The following is a 14,030-nucleotide window of genomic DNA, read 5'->3' as shown; positions in this document are numbered from 1 at the left end:
TGAATGTTGACTTCATTAGATGAACAATCATCCACAATCGTTGAAGAAACAGAGAATATCAAGTGTCCTTCTTGCGGTAGTAATACAAAGTTCGATCCAGAGACAGGAGGGTTGAAATGCCCTTCATGCAGTCATGAGATGGCGATTGAAGCTACGAGTAAGCACAATGTCGAGCTGGACTTTAATGCAGCCGGCGACAGTCTTTATCACTTATGGCAAGAAGATAAGCGAGTCTTTTCCTGTGATAGCTGCGGTGCTGAGTCTGTTCTCGATGCAAATGCCATAGCAGACTTCTGTTCATTTTGCGGATCATCGCATATTGCGGTAACTGAAAAAGATGCGGGCATCCAACCAGGGCTCATGATCCCTTTCCACATTTCCAAAGATGAAGCACATGCCAAATTCAAGGAATGGATCAAAGGACATTTCTTTGCACCTTCAAAACTGAAAGTGTCCTATCGTCTTCAAAAAATTTCAGGAGCCTATCTACCCTACTGGACATATGATAGCGAGACCAGTTCCCGTTATGTTGTACGTGTAGGAAATTATTATTACGTTACAGAGACGCGTACCGTTTATGAGGATGGCAAGGCAAAACAAGTGACGGAGCAAGTGCGTAAAATCCGCTGGCATAGGGAGAGCGGGAATTATCGAAAATTTTTCGATGATGTGCTCATAAAAGCCTCTACTAGAGTAGAACCTAAATTACTGCAAAAAGTGCAGCCTTTCCAAATGGCCAGCTTAACGGATTACAAAGTAGAATATATGTCTGGATTTTTGGCGGAACGCTACTCTGTCTCCCTGCAACAAGGATTCACGGAAGCACAGGATTATATGAAACAGCGGATCATCAATGGAATCGAAGGAAGCATTGCGGGTGATATTGTCGAGGTCGTGAATGTCTCGACCGATTACTCGGATATTACATATAAACATGTCTTGCTGCCATTATGGATTTCATCGTTTCAATTCAATCAAAAGGTCTATCAATTTATAGTGAATGGGCAAACAGGTAAAGTATCAGGAAACTATCCTATTAGTATTTTAAAGGTAGTTCTAGTATCGATCAGTGTCTTAGTTGTTTTATTCATCGTCTATCTGTTTATTGACAGCTGACGGCCCATCCGACCTCTGTTTGACATTTCGTTAGGTGCATGACATAATTCAGTGAAAATAAAAACGTACGAGCAGTAAGGATGGATAGAAATGGAGAAAATTTTATTTGTAGGCGCCGGTTCGATGGCGGAAGCAATTATTGCGGGAATCGTGGAACAGGACGTACTCCCCGGCAAACAAATCTATGTAATGAATCGTTCCGATGCGAATAGGCTATGTGATTTGGAATCTCGTTACGGCATCACGAAAGTATGCGAAGATCGCTCGTTCATGGAAGAAATCGACTTGGTTGTTTTGGCAACGAAACCAAAAGATATTCAGCAAGTCATGGCTGATATACATCCGTTCCTAGCCGACAGCACAGCAATTCTTTCAGTCATTGCGGGAACCTCGATTGACACATTTGAACAAGGTCTTGGTAAACGCCCCATCGCCCGTTCAATGCCGAATACTTCCGCAACGATCGGAAAATCGGCTAGCGGCATCGCATTCAATGACGAAGTTTCTATTGAAATGAAGCAGTCGATCCTTAGCCTGCTCGGTGCGATCGGCATCGTCAAAGTGGTGGAGGAAGATGATCTACATGTGGTGACGGCTCTTTCCGGCAGCGGTCCCGCTTATATTTATTACTTAGTCGAGGCATTGGAAGAAGCTGCTGTTGCAAGAGGTTTGGAAGCTCATGATGCCCGTGAACTAATCGTACAAACACTTGAAGGTGCTGCGGCTATGCTGAAAACAACCGGCGAAGAACCTAGTACGTTACGCACGAATGTTACGAGTCCAGGCGGCACGACAGCTGCCGGATTGCGAGCACTGGAAGATCGTCAATTCAAATCGGTGATTGCAGATTGCATCAACAGCGCGGAGGCAAGATCACGCGAGTTAGGTGCATTAACCTAATAGAAAAACAAGCATCCATCCCCTAAGGCGGGCATGGATGCTTATTTTTTTGTCAGGCAAGTCAACTGGCCGTTCTTCCATTGAAAACGCATGAAATCTTCTGCGATGGACAACTGCGGAAACACCGCTTCGCCTTCAGCAAAAAATGCGGCCATTTCACCTGGCATAAAGCGAGCACTAATATGATTGACAATCAAATTTTTGACATGTGCTTCTTTTGCAATTTGAGCTGCATCGACGATCGTTGAATGACCGTATTCCCGAGCACCTTTTGCATATTCCTTTGTAAATGTGGCCTCATGAATGAGAATGTCTGCATTTTGGGCAAGATCGATGGATGATTGACAATAGGATGTGTCTCCAATCACGGTAATGATAAAGCCATTTTTCCGTTCCGACGTCACGTCTCGGCTGAACACTGTCTTGCCGTTGTCCAGTTCGATATCCTGACCTTCTTTCAAGCGCTGCAACAACGGACCTTTTGGAACCCCTTGTTCAATGGCTCGGTCAATCAATAACGTGCCCGGCAAATCTTTCTGCTCGATCCGATACCCGTAGCTTTTTACGACGTGCTGGACTTCCATTGCATACACTTTAAATTGATCGCTTTCAAAAATCAGTCCATCTGCTACTTCATGGATGTTTAGCTCGTAAGGCAGATGAGTGCCGGTGATTTGATAGGTGTGCTGGAGCCATTCTTTTAACCCAGCCGGACCGTATAAATCGACCGAGGCTTCACCACCTAAAAATGCGCGTGAGCTGAGAAATCCTGGTAAACCAAAAATATGGTCGCCATGCAAATGGGTAATGAAAATTTTCGTGATTTTCCTTGGCTTGATTGCGCTGTAAAGCATTTGGTGCTGGGTTGCCTCACCACAGTCGAATAGCCAGTTTTCTCTATTTTCATCTGTAAGGTCCAGAACAAGTGAGGAAGTGTTTCGCTGTTTGGAAGGCATTCCGGCTCCTGTGCCTAAAAATTCAATATCCATTTAGTCAGGCTCCTTTCTATTTATTTGTCCAACCTTTTTTAATGACTCCCTCTCCGAAGCGGTCGGTTAGGCTGGATACAAGTTGATCCATTTGGTATTCCTTTTCTTGCTGTTCGAAGTTATCGAAGGTTAGTTGCTCGACCATCTCATTTCGTTCGATGAGATTGCCGACAGTGACACCCAGAAGGCGGATAGGTTCATTGTTCCAATGTCTACGAAATAACTCCAAAGCGATTTTTGTAATGTCTTCAGCTAGATAGACAGGCTGATGAATGGTTCGGCTTCTCGTGGTGTTTTGCCAGTCCGCATAGCGGATTTGGATTGAGATGGTGACGCCTGCCAGTGATTTAACAGCTAGCCGGGTCGCCACTTTGGCTGCCAGTCTTTCGAATATAGGAATGCAGTCCTCCATTTCCGTGAGGTCTACGGGTAATGTAGTGGAGCTCCCAATACTTTTGCGTTCATCCGCACGTTCCGGATCGACCGGTCGTGTATCGACTCCATTTGCACATTGCTGCAGGCGCATACCATTCTTTCCTAGAAGTGCTTCTATTTTTAATTTTTCAGCGACCGCAAGTTCCCCGATTGTATGGATACCTGCACTATGCAACTTTTCTTCAGTTCGCTTTCCAATGCCATGCATTTCGAGGACAGGCAACGGCCACAGTTTTCTTGCTACTTCACGCTTCCGCAAAATGGTTATACCCATTGGTTTTTTCATGTCGGAAGCTGTTTTCGCCAAAAATTTATTGGGTGCAATACCGATTGAGCACGGCAAGTCAAGTTCCTGAAAAATACGCATCTGTATTTCGCGGGCGAGTTCATAAGCATGTGTTAAGCCGCCGATTTCTGTCGTATCGATGTACGCCTCGTCAATGGAAACGGGTTCTACCCATTCTGTATAACTACGCAGCACTTCAAAGACAGAATCGGACATTTGGCGATACAGTTCATGGCGCGGCGGTACGATATGTAAATTAGGACAGAGTCGCTTGGCTTCACCTATCGTCATTGTAGTATAGACACCAAAAGCCCTCGCTTCATACGAACACGTCACTAAAATCCCTCTTCGCTCCTTTGGATTACCTGCCACCGCAAGGGGAATTCCCTTTAATGCCGGATTGGCAGCCTGTTCCACCGAAGCAAAAAAGCTATTCATATCAAGATGCATGATGACTCGTGGATTTGCTGCTATCAGATCCGTCATATGTACACCTTACTTTCACTGAATTCTCTCCCTATAGTATATCAAACATCCAAAGAAATGAAAAAAGGCAAGCCAAATTTAGCTTGCCGCTTTTTCTTAATATGTCGACATTCTATTCATGTGATATTCAATCAATCCGTTTCCGACGATTGGCGCTGTTCGTTCACATATGCAGATATTTCATCCATACCTGCAAGAGAACTGGCCAATAAATTAGGGGCGATGACAGTAATTACACGATTTTCTAAGTTCGCGACTGTCGTGAAGTAAGGTGTTTTGGAATAGGCTTTGAGAGCCGTTGAAGTCAACTTTTCTTCAGGCAGATCCAGTATCTCTTTCGCATCCAGCACGAGTAGTCCCACTTCCAGCTGATCAGTTGCCAGCACAACGACATGAGATTCTTCATCTCGTGCCGTTGGCTTGTGATAAAGAATTTGACTGAAATCTAAAATAGGCACCAATTCCCCACGTGACTTCATCAGACCTAGTAAATAATCGGGTAAATGAGGAATGGGTGTGATGTATTCAAGTTTTTCGATAGAGACGACCGATTCTACTGGTAGCGCGTACTCTTCATTGCCAGTTCGCACAATAACAGTTTGCATAGCTGCACCTTCTTTCATACAGGAGAAGTAAGTTCTTAGTAGTTTTGTTATTCAGCAGTCGTAGCCGCTTGCTCGACAATCTCAAGCAATAATTCCGTCAGCAAATTCAGTTCTTCGATTGGCATGCGCTCATTTTTCGTATGGATCTCTTCATATCCTACAGATAACGTCACTGTCGGAACACCCATTCCGTTAAACACATTGCCATCACTTCCGCCGCCGCTCGTCATGATGTTCGGCTCCCGGCCAATTTTTCGGATCGCCTTCATTGCGACTTGTACGACCGGTTCCTGTTCAGTTAAATTAAAGCCCGGATACATCAGCTCTGTCTTCGTTTCCGCCTGTCCGCCTAACGAGCTGGCAGTCGTTGCAAACTTTTCTGTCATGGAATCAATTTGCTTTTGCATTTTTTCAGGATTAATCGAGCGAACTTCCGAAAGAATGAATGCTTCTTCGCAGACAATATTCGTTGCTTGTCCGCCTTCAAATCGTCCGATATTCGCTGTCGTCTCGTGATCGATTCGTCCAAGTTTCATCCCCGCAATGGATTTAGCCGCAAGTGAAATTGCAGAGATTCCTTTTTCCGGAGCTACGCCTGCATGCGCGGTTTTGCCGTAAATTGTTGTCCATAGTTTTGATTGGTAAGGAGCTGCGGTAACAATTCCGCCAACCTTCCCGTCACTATCAATTGCAAAGCCGTATTTTGCTTTTAATGCGTCGGGATTCATTTCTTTTGCGCCGACCAATCCGCTTTCTTCGCCTGCCGTAATAATGAACTGAATATCGCCATGCGGTTTGTTTTGTTCTTGAAGAACTTTCGCCATTTCAAGAAGTGCTGCAATCCCGGCTTTATCATCTGCACCTAAAATCGTTGTGCCGTCACTGTAGACGTATCCATCATCCTTAACTACCGGCTGGATCTGCTGGCCCGGTACGACCGTATCCATATGACAAGTGAAATAAATCGGGTCTGCTTCAGGAATAGAGCCTTTCAAATTGGCAATTAAATTTCCTGCGCCATGACCAGTTTTTTCACTTGTATCATCTTCCGTCACTTCAAAACCGAGCGCTTCCAACTTCTTCGTCAGGACATCCGCAATTTGTCGTTCATTTTTCGTCTCTGAATCAATTTTCACTAATTCCAAAAATTCATCTAGTAATCGTTGTTTGTTCAAAAGAAAGACTCCCTTATCTTTATTCAGCAAAAGACTCACACCTCTATGGCTGTTGAGATGAATGCTGGTATATTTCCTGTTCAGTGGGTGTCCAAACACCCGCTGAACAAAGATTATACCTCCACAGATTTTGAATTGGGCTTGCACAATTCAAAATCTGGAAGCAATTACGCTAAGGCGTGATTGATTTATAGAGGTATATTGCCGTGCTTTTTCTTCGGACGGTCTTCTGTTTTATTGCGCATCATTTCCAATGCTTGCAATAATTTAATACGTGTTTCACGAGGATCGATGACATCATCAATCATACCATGTGAAGCTGCTACATATGGATTGGCGAACTTTTCACGGTATTCCTCAATTTTCGCTGTACGAGTTGCTTCCGGATCTTCACTTTTCGCAATATCACGCGCAAAAATGATATTTGCCGCACCTTCTGCTCCCATAACCGCTACTTCAGCATTTGGCCAAGCATAGACAACATCTGCACCGATGGACTTGGAGTTCAGTGCGACATAGGCACCGCCGAATGCTTTACGCAAAATCAATGTGATTTTCGGCACGGTTGCTTCAGAATATGCGTAAAGAATCTTCGCTCCGTGACGGATAATCCCCCCATGTTCCTGTTTGATGCCCGGGAAGAAGCCCGTCACATCTTCAAACGTGATCAACGGAATATTGAATGAATCACATGTGCGAATAAAACGTGCGATTTTATCGGAAGAATCGATATCCAGCCCCCCAGCCATGACTTTCGGCTGATTACAAATGAAGCCAACTGTTTCACCTTTCATACGTGCATACCCAACGACCGCATTTTTTGCGAATTCCGGTTGAATTTCAAAGAACGTACCTTCATCCACTACCTGCTCAAGTACTTTACGCACGTCATATGGACGGATCGTCTCGTAAGGTACAACGTCCGCTAAATTCTCGCGGTAATCATCCTGCTCTTCATATGGCTGAACCGGTGTTTTTTCATTATTATTTTGCGGCAGATAGGACAGTAAATCACGCACCTTATTCAGTACGACTTCCTCGTTTTCACCACGCAAGTGTGCATTCCCACTAATTGTGTTATGCACTTTCGCGCCGCCAAGACCTTCTGAAGTAATTTTCTCACCTGTAACGGTTTCAATAACTTTCGGTCCTGTGATAAACATTTGGCTCGTTTGATCTGTCATAATGACGAAATCCGTAATAGCAGGCGAATAAACTGCGCCACCTGCACAAGGCCCTAAAATAACAGAGATTTGTGGAATCACGCCGGAATAAATCGAGTTACGATAGAAAATCTCTCCATATCCATCAAGAGATAATACGCCTTCTTGGATTCGCGCGCCACCCGAATCGTTTAATCCAATGAACGGTGCACCATTCTTAGCTGCCAAATCCATCACATTCGCTATTTTCATTGCATGCATTTCTCCAAGAGCTCCACCGAACACTGTGAAATCTTGTGAGAACAAGTAAATTGGACGGCCGTGGATTTTTGCATATCCTGTTACCACTCCATCCCCAGGCCCTACTTGCTTGTCCATGCCAAAATCACGAGTACGATGGACTACGAATGGGTTTAATTCCACGAAAGATCCTTCGTCCACCAATAGTTCAATTCGTTCCCGCGCTGTCAGCTTGCCTTTTTCATGTTGCTTAATGATTCGCTCGTCCCCGCCGCCCAGCTCAATTTCTCGCTTTTTGTCATACAACTCATTAATTTTATCGTAAATATCCATCCCTTACTCCCCCTTTGTCTTTTCACATAATTCATACAGCACACCATAAGATGATTTCGGATGCAAAAACGCAACTTCCGCTCCGCCAGCACCAGGTTTCGGTTCATCTTGCAGCAGCTGAACCCCTTTTTCATGTAATTCTTTCATTCTAGTGCGAATGTCCGAGACGCCAAATGCAATATGATGTACTCCTTCACCGCGCTTAGCTATAAATTTAGCGATTGGACTGCTTTCCGTCATGGGCTCAAGCAATTCGATTTTCACATTATGCGCATCGATAAAAGCCACTTTGACACCTTGGCTCGCCACTTCTTCAATCGCCATGACTTCCAATCCGAGTGTATGTATGTAGTAGTCCATTGATTCTTCTATATTCTTAACCGCAATCCCGATATGATCTACCTTATTCATAGGACATCTCTCCCCTTGGCAACTTGTAATTGATTCTTTCTATAGAACAGTCATTCTAGTTGTGAAAATCCATGATTCTGTTAAAATAGAGCTAAACCTATTTCAACGTGTAAGGAGTCTTGTTGCGTGAGTAATAAAAAAATTCAAAAAGTAGTTGTCTATATTATGGTGGCGGCTATGGTTGCTTCCACTCTAGTCATGGGCCTCAGTATGTTACTTTAAGCTATAATGACAGTTCGCATGTAACACATGCGAACTGTTTTTATTTTGCAGCTGTTGGACATCCAGCGTTTGTCGAAGCTAAACAGCGCATTCCGCTTTTGTTAGAGTTCTTCACAATACTCTTCGAACTGACTTTGCAAGTTCACGACGACGGACATTGGATCGTGACCTTCAATTTCGAAACGACCTACTTCAGAGACGAGTTTTCCGTCCTTCAATAGTGCGAATGAAGGTGAGGATGGAATATGGTCTTCACCAAAGTGCATACGTGCTTGAGCTGTCGCTTCTTTGTCTTGCCCTGCAAATACGGTTACCAAATGGTCCGGGCGCTTATCATAATGAACCGCATGTGCAGCTGCCGGGCGTGCAATTCCGCCGGCACAGCCGCAAACTGAATTCACCATAACGAGAGTAGTTCCTGGACGATTGAATGCTTCCTCCACTTGTTCAGGTGTTTGCAATTGCTCATAGCCGCTCGCTTCCATCTCAGATCTCGCTTGGCTTGTAATATCATTCATGTAAAAATCAAAGTTCATTGTCATTTTACAATATCCCCCTTCTTGTTACGTATAATTGTGATAGCCGTAACCGTTAAACAACGATTGGCCATCCTCTTCAATCATAGCATATTAGACTAGAAATCAAGAAGTAATCAAGAAGAAAACAATCGATCGATTGCACCGGATACAGTGACTGTACCTTCCAATAATTCTTCTTCCAACCCTTTAACTTGAGTTTTCCGACCTTGTTCCGCAAAAAACGAATCAATCAAATGATCTTTTATCATTGAGTGGAACCAATCTCTTGTTTGAAGTTGGCGTCTAGTTTGCCAATAATCCGTATCGATCATCTCTTGTTGAAACTGCAGAATGGTCTCCCACACTTCCTTCAAACCAGTTCTCTCAATGGAGGAAACCGCCTGGGCAGTGGACGTCCAGCCAGGAGAAGCCGGCTGTAACATGTGTAAAATACGATTGTATTCTCTGACAGTCTTCTTCACAAGCGGCTTATTGCCTCCATCGTTTTTATGGACAACGATGCCATCTGTCAGCTCCATAATCCCTTTTTTCATCCCTTGAAGTTCATCTCCTGCGCCTGTTAACACCAGGAGCAGGAAATAATCGACCATGCCTCGAACGAGCGTTTCACCCTGCCCAACGCCTACCGTTTCAATCAAGATGACATCATAACCCGCAGCTTCACAAAGTAGCATCGTTTCACGTGTTCTCTTATGCACCCCGCCAAGTGTACCAGCGGAAGGAGAAGGCCGAATAAATGCATTTTGATGACGTGCCAGCTCCTCCATACGGGTTTTATCACCTAATATGCTACCGCCGGTCAACGTCGAACTAGGATCAACCGCGAGCACTGCGACTTTATAGCCCATATCGGCAAGCATCAAACCAAAGGCTTCGATAAATGTACTTTTACCTGCACCGGGAACTCCTGTAATGCCAATTCGAATACAATTACCAGTCTTCGGCAACAGTTTTGTCAAAATATCTTGTCCTAATCGCTTATCACTCTGTTTTGTACTTTCCAGCAATGTAATTCCCTTGGCCAAATGCAAGCGTGAACCATTTTCAATTTCCGTGCGTAAAGAATCAAGGTTTGTATCGGTGGGATCTTTCTTAACAAAGCGTTTACGTGAAGAGGCAACAAACCCATCATGTGTCGATTCTATTCCGCGCATCACATGCATTGCTGAATCATCTCGTCCGTTTTGCCTGTTCGTCAATCCATCACTTCCTCATAACCTAACTGTCGGTAGATTTCCTCAATTACTTTTTGAGCCGCCACCGGAATCACCGTACCCGGCCCAAAGATTGCGGAAGCGCCATTCTTACGCAAGAAATCATAATCTTGCGCAGGTATTACCCCACCGACGACGACTAAAATATCTTCGCGCCCGATTTTCTTCAACTCTTCCCGCAATGTCGGCACCAATGTCTTATGACCTGCCGCCAGCGAACTAACTCCGATCACGTGAACATCGTTTTCTGCTGCCTGCAGCGCGGTTTCTTCCGGAGTCTGAAATAAGGGTCCGATATCCACGTCGAATCCTAAATCTGCAAATGAAGATGCAATTACTTTCGCTCCGCGGTCATGTCCATCCTGCCCCATTTTGGCAATCAAGATCCGCGGACGGCGCCCTTCATTTTCAAGAAACTCGTCTGTCATGTCTTTAACTTCCTGAATCTCTTCTTCATTGGAGAAGTTGGAACTGTATACACCACTCACTGAACGGATCACCGCCTTATGTCTGCCCGATACAGATTCAATTGCATCTGAAATTTCACCGATTGTCGCACGCGCCCTCGCTGCATCGACTGCCAATGCCAGCAAGTTGCCTTCTCCACTTTCAGCAGATTGCTTAAGCGCCGACAGTGCAGCTTGGACATCTTGTTCATTACGACTCTCTTTCATTTCGTTAATACGGTCTATTTGCTTTTGGCGCACAAGCGTATTGTCGATATCTAAAATATCGATTGCATCTTCCGTATCGAGTCGGTATTTATTTACGCCTACGATTGTTTCTGCACGCGAATCAATTTTAGCTTGGCGTTTCGCAGCCGCTTCTTCAATCTTCATTTTCGGCAACCCTGTCTCGATTGCTTCTGCCATGCCGCCTAACGACTCGATTTCCTCTATTAAGTCCCAAGCTTTCTCCATCAATTCTTCCGTCAATTTCTCTACATAATAGGAGCCGCCCCACGGATCGATTACTTTTGTCATCATCGTCTCTTCTTGCAAGAACAATTGAGTATTCCGTGCGATTCGTGCAGAGAAGTCTGTCGGCAATGCAATTGCTTCGTCCAGCGCATTCGTATGCAAGGACTGAGTATGGCCCATCGCTGCTGCATTTGCTTCCACTAGCGTACGTGTGACGTTATTGAATGGATCTTGCTCTGTCAAACTCCAACCGGAAGTTTGTGAATGAGTACGCAAAGCAAGCGTTTTCGGGTTTTTCGGATCAAACGACTGCATCATCTGCGCCCAAATTTTGCGTGCCGCTCTCATTTTCGCTATTTCCATGAAGTAGTTCATACCGATCGCCCAGAAAAATGACAATCGCGGAGCAAAGGAATCAATGTCAATTCCTGCCTGCAATCCGGTACGGACATATTCGAGACCATCCGCGAGCGTATAAGCAAGTTCAATATCCGCTGTCGCTCCGGCTTCCTGCATATGATAGCCTGAAATAGAGATGGAGTTAAACTTCGGCATGTTTTGGGAAGTATAAGCGAATATATCTGCGATAATCCGCATGGACATGGCTGGTGGGAAAATATACGTGTTCCGCACCATGTATTCCTTTAAAATATCATTTTGGATAGTTCCTGACAGTTTTTCAGGAGAGACGCCTTGCTCCTCTGCCGCTACGATATAAAATGCCATTATCGGTAAGACTGCGCCGTTCATTGTCATCGAGACAGACATTTGATCAAGCGGGATTCCGTCAAACAAAATCTTCATATCTTCAATTGAATCAATCGCAACACCTGCTTTTCCCACATCACCTGTTACACGCGGGTGGTCGGAGTCGTAACCTCGGTGGGTTGCCAAGTCAAAAGCGACAGATAATCCTTTCTGTCCCATTGCGAGATTTCGGCGATAAAAAGCATTACTCTCTTCAGCAGTCGAGAAGCCCGCATATTGTCTAACCGTCCATGGCCGTGCCACATACATCGTTGGATAGGGACCGCGTGTATTCGGTGCGATTCCAGGATAATCGGATAAATGTTCCGTTGATTTAATGTCTTTTGAAGTATAAACCGGCGATACAGCAATTCCTTCATTGGTCGTAAAAGCTTCTTTAGACTGCGTCTGTTGTGACAGCTCATTCAATGATCGTTCAAGATCCACTTTACGAAAATTTGGTTTACTCAACTGAATGACCTCCTTTCTTGATGTCTGCAATTTCATTTAGCTTAGCTATTTTATCTTGACCGGCAAAAATGAAGCCATGCAATCCATTTGCAATCCACTGACCGGAAACTTTTTGATCATATTTTCCAGCAACATCGACGATGCATTCGGCTGATTTTTCTTTCAAGAAGTCTGCAACTATATCTTCTACTTGTGTTGGAGGTGCGCAAATCACTGCGTAATCCGGCCGTTCTTTTTGAATCCAAACGAGCGCTTGGTCGATTGAATCAAAAGAAGGGCTCCATATCGCTTCGATTCCTCCAACTGCCAGAAATCCACTGACAAAGTCCGCACGAGGCTTATAATCTTTCAACGCACCAAAGTTCAGTAAAACGGTCTTTGGCAGTTCCTCTTTTCGGCTCGCACGTAGATTTTCAAATGGCTCAGCCAAGCGTTTGGAAACCGCAATAGCCGGGGAATGATCAAAATTCGCCTCGGTCAATTCCGCATAGACATTCGTTCCGATCAGTGACTTTTTACCGCTAGCTGTCTCTTTTTGCCGATTCGCATACAACACACTAAGTTCGCCAGACTGCAAAAATGATTGATAGCCGCCGCTCTCTTCTATCGCTAAAAATTTGTTCCACGCTTTGCGAATCAAGTCCGCTGTCAATGTCTCGATAAAATACGAACCACCTGCAGGGTCGAGTACTTGATCGATATGCGTCTCTTCCTTCAATATCAACTGGATATTCCGCGCATAGCGATTCGAGCTGGACGAAGTGCCTGTCAGCACGTCATGCGGAAGCACCGTCAACCAATCCGCTCCTCCAAGAACAGCAGCGAACGCGGAATTCCCGCCACGCAATAAATTAACGTATGGGTCGAGTTTCGAATAAGAGCGCAAGGAAGTAATCGCAAGTAATGGGACTTGCTTCGGATCTTCGACTCCGTACGCTTCATTAAATAATTTCCATAACACACGGAAAGCACGGAATTTCGCAATTTCCATAAAGAAATGCGTATCTGTAGCAAAACGGGCATAAAATCCATTTGTAAATTCTTCAAAAGTCGCAGCTTCTTCGGCAAGTTCAGCGGCAATAGCCAGACTTACAGCTAGTTCCGTAACCGCATCGGCTCCTTCATGATGCGCTAACCAGAGATCTGCCCCTTTCGTCTTGATTTCAGAAAATCCTTCTGGCAAAACGCCGATGCTGCTAGTAAAGATACCCTTTACATTTCCACGATCCTGTAAGTCCACAAATGTAAAGGCTTGCAAAATAGGATCCTCTTTTTCAATCTCTGTAAAAAGAATCGGATATTTCGTCAGCAACTCCGCCAACTCCCGCAAATCCTGCTCACGCCAGGACAGAGGCGTTAAACCATTGTAAACGATAGCTTGGTTGCCTCTTTCCAATGATTCTTTTAAATTCAACAGAAACTGCTGCCCATTTTCTGCACTGACAGGTTGCGCGATCGTCCATCCAAAATGAGGCTTCGTAACGCGTGAAACCTTTTGCTGATCCAGATGCTCTTTCGTGTACAGGGGCATCAAATCAATTCCTTCTGCCGTCTTTGTACGTAGCGATTCAAAAGGTTTCCCTTTTAATGATTGCACAGCAGCATGTTCCCAGTCTTCGTAAGAAGGTGCTGTAAATGTGAATGTTTTCATTTTATGTATAGGCATAATGGTGCTCCTTCCCTCTTTTAAACCATCTATATTTCTAGTGTACCGTAGAGAGCTATATGAAGAAAGAGAAAAATCAGAAGTTTTCTCCTGATCTTCTAAATCATTCCTA

The 14,030-nt window shown here is 44.6% G+C and carries 13 protein-coding genes; 3 read left to right on the top strand and 10 right to left on the bottom strand.

What is annotated here, in order from left to right:
* Window positions 1-3: 3 nt before the first annotated feature.
* Complete coding sequence (locus tag MKX97_RS08200; RefSeq protein ID WP_342537402.1) at window positions 4-1,116, top strand: TFIIB-type zinc ribbon-containing protein; 1,113 nt, start codon at window positions 4-6, stop codon at window positions 1,114-1,116.
* Between the two features lie 90 nt (window positions 1,117-1,206).
* Window positions 1,207-2,016, top strand: a complete 810-nt coding sequence (gene proC, locus MKX97_RS08195) for a pyrroline-5-carboxylate reductase (RefSeq protein WP_009496758.1) — start codon at window positions 1,207-1,209, stop codon at window positions 2,014-2,016.
* 41 nt (window positions 2,017-2,057) lie between these two features.
* On the opposite strand, the gene rnz is transcribed toward proC, so the two are convergent.
* From rnz to mce, 6 genes are all read right to left on the bottom strand, one after another.
* Window positions 2,058-3,005 (bottom strand): ribonuclease Z, encoded by a 948-nt coding sequence (gene rnz, locus MKX97_RS08190; protein ID WP_078816594.1) that lies wholly within the window; start codon window positions 3,003-3,005, stop codon window positions 2,058-2,060.
* A 16-nt stretch (window positions 3,006-3,021) separates the two neighbouring features.
* Window positions 3,022-4,212, bottom strand: a complete 1,191-nt coding sequence (locus MKX97_RS08185) for a DNA polymerase IV (protein WP_078816593.1) — start codon at window positions 4,210-4,212, stop codon at window positions 3,022-3,024.
* A gap of 131 nt (window positions 4,213-4,343) precedes the next feature.
* The gene (locus MKX97_RS08180) at window positions 4,344-4,817 is read right to left on the bottom strand and encodes a chemotaxis protein CheW (RefSeq protein ID WP_245799411.1); all 474 of its coding nucleotides are present in this window, start codon (window positions 4,815-4,817) and stop codon (window positions 4,344-4,346) included.
* A 47-nt stretch (window positions 4,818-4,864) separates the two neighbouring features.
* Entirely contained in the window at window positions 4,865-5,992 is a 1,128-nt protein-coding gene (locus MKX97_RS08175) for a M20/M25/M40 family metallo-hydrolase (protein ID WP_340758788.1), read from the bottom strand.
* 188 nt (window positions 5,993-6,180) lie between these two features.
* Window positions 6,181-7,728 (bottom strand): acyl-CoA carboxylase subunit beta, encoded by a 1,548-nt coding sequence (locus MKX97_RS08170; protein WP_009496765.1) that lies wholly within the window; start codon window positions 7,726-7,728, stop codon window positions 6,181-6,183.
* Between the two features lie 3 nt (window positions 7,729-7,731).
* The gene (gene mce / locus MKX97_RS08165; RefSeq protein WP_078816591.1) at window positions 7,732-8,139 is read right to left on the bottom strand and encodes a methylmalonyl-CoA epimerase; all 408 of its coding nucleotides are present in this window, start codon (window positions 8,137-8,139) and stop codon (window positions 7,732-7,734) included.
* Window positions 8,140-8,265: 126 nt separating this feature from the next.
* Here mce and prli42 point away from each other — a divergent pair, with 126 nt between their 5' ends.
* On the top strand, window positions 8,266-8,361 hold the full coding sequence (gene prli42, locus MKX97_RS08160; RefSeq protein ID WP_150103610.1) for a stressosome-associated protein Prli42: 96 nt from the start codon (window positions 8,266-8,268) through the stop codon (window positions 8,359-8,361).
* A gap of 101 nt (window positions 8,362-8,462) precedes the next feature.
* Here the strand turns inward: prli42 and MKX97_RS08155 are convergent, their stop codons facing one another.
* The 4 genes from MKX97_RS08155 to MKX97_RS08140 form a co-directional block, all read right to left on the bottom strand.
* The gene (locus MKX97_RS08155; RefSeq protein ID WP_009496767.1) at window positions 8,463-8,903 is read right to left on the bottom strand and encodes a BrxA/BrxB family bacilliredoxin; all 441 of its coding nucleotides are present in this window, start codon (window positions 8,901-8,903) and stop codon (window positions 8,463-8,465) included.
* A 110-nt stretch (window positions 8,904-9,013) separates the two neighbouring features.
* Window positions 9,014-10,063 (bottom strand): methylmalonyl Co-A mutase-associated GTPase MeaB, encoded by a 1,050-nt coding sequence (gene meaB, locus MKX97_RS08150; RefSeq protein WP_342537494.1) that lies wholly within the window; start codon window positions 10,061-10,063, stop codon window positions 9,014-9,016.
* Window positions 10,064-10,095: 32 nt separating this feature from the next.
* A complete protein-coding gene (gene scpA / locus MKX97_RS08145) occupies window positions 10,096-12,252 on the bottom strand; it encodes a methylmalonyl-CoA mutase (RefSeq protein ID WP_340758787.1) in 2,157 nt (718 codons plus the stop codon).
* On the bottom strand, window positions 12,245-13,918 hold the full coding sequence (locus MKX97_RS08140; RefSeq protein WP_078816589.1) for a methylmalonyl-CoA mutase family protein: 1,674 nt from the start codon (window positions 13,916-13,918) through the stop codon (window positions 12,245-12,247). Before MKX97_RS08140 ends, scpA begins: the two co-directional genes overlap by 8 nt.
* Window positions 13,919-14,030 lie beyond the last annotated feature (112 nt).

This window comes from Sporosarcina sp. FSL K6-3508, assembly GCF_038615825.1.
Lineage (GTDB): Bacteria > Bacillota > Bacilli > Bacillales_A > Planococcaceae > Sporosarcina > Sporosarcina newyorkensis.
This window is presented reverse-complemented; position numbering and strand designations above follow the sequence as displayed.

Bases quoted from the DNA above. Each gene is read 5' to 3' on its own strand.
- MKX97_RS08200 (WP_342537402.1), top strand. From the start codon at position 4: ATGTTGACTTCATTAGATGAACAATCATCCACAATCGTTGAAGAAACA.
- proC (WP_009496758.1), top strand. From the start codon at position 1,207: ATGGAGAAAATTTTATTTGTAGGCGCCGGTTCGATGGCGGAAGCAATT.
- rnz (WP_078816594.1), bottom strand. From the start codon at position 3,005: ATGGATATTGAATTTTTAGGCACAGGAGCCGGAATGCCTTCCAAACAG.
- MKX97_RS08185 (WP_078816593.1), bottom strand. From the start codon at position 4,212: ATGACGGATCTGATAGCAGCAAATCCACGAGTCATCATGCATCTTGAT.
- MKX97_RS08180 (WP_245799411.1), bottom strand. From the start codon at position 4,817: ATGCAAACTGTTATTGTGCGAACTGGCAATGAAGAGTACGCGCTACCA.
- MKX97_RS08170 (WP_009496765.1), bottom strand. From the start codon at position 7,728: ATGGATATTTACGATAAAATTAATGAGTTGTATGACAAAAAGCGAGAA.
- mce (WP_078816591.1), bottom strand. From the start codon at position 8,139: ATGAATAAGGTAGATCATATCGGGATTGCGGTTAAGAATATAGAAGAA.
- MKX97_RS08155 (WP_009496767.1), bottom strand. From the start codon at position 8,903: ATGACAATGAACTTTGATTTTTACATGAATGATATTACAAGCCAAGCG.
- meaB (WP_342537494.1), bottom strand. From the start codon at position 10,063: ATGCATGTGATGCGCGGAATAGAATCGACACATGATGGGTTTGTTGCC.
- MKX97_RS08140 (WP_078816589.1), bottom strand. From the start codon at position 13,918: ATGCCTATACATAAAATGAAAACATTCACATTTACAGCACCTTCTTAC.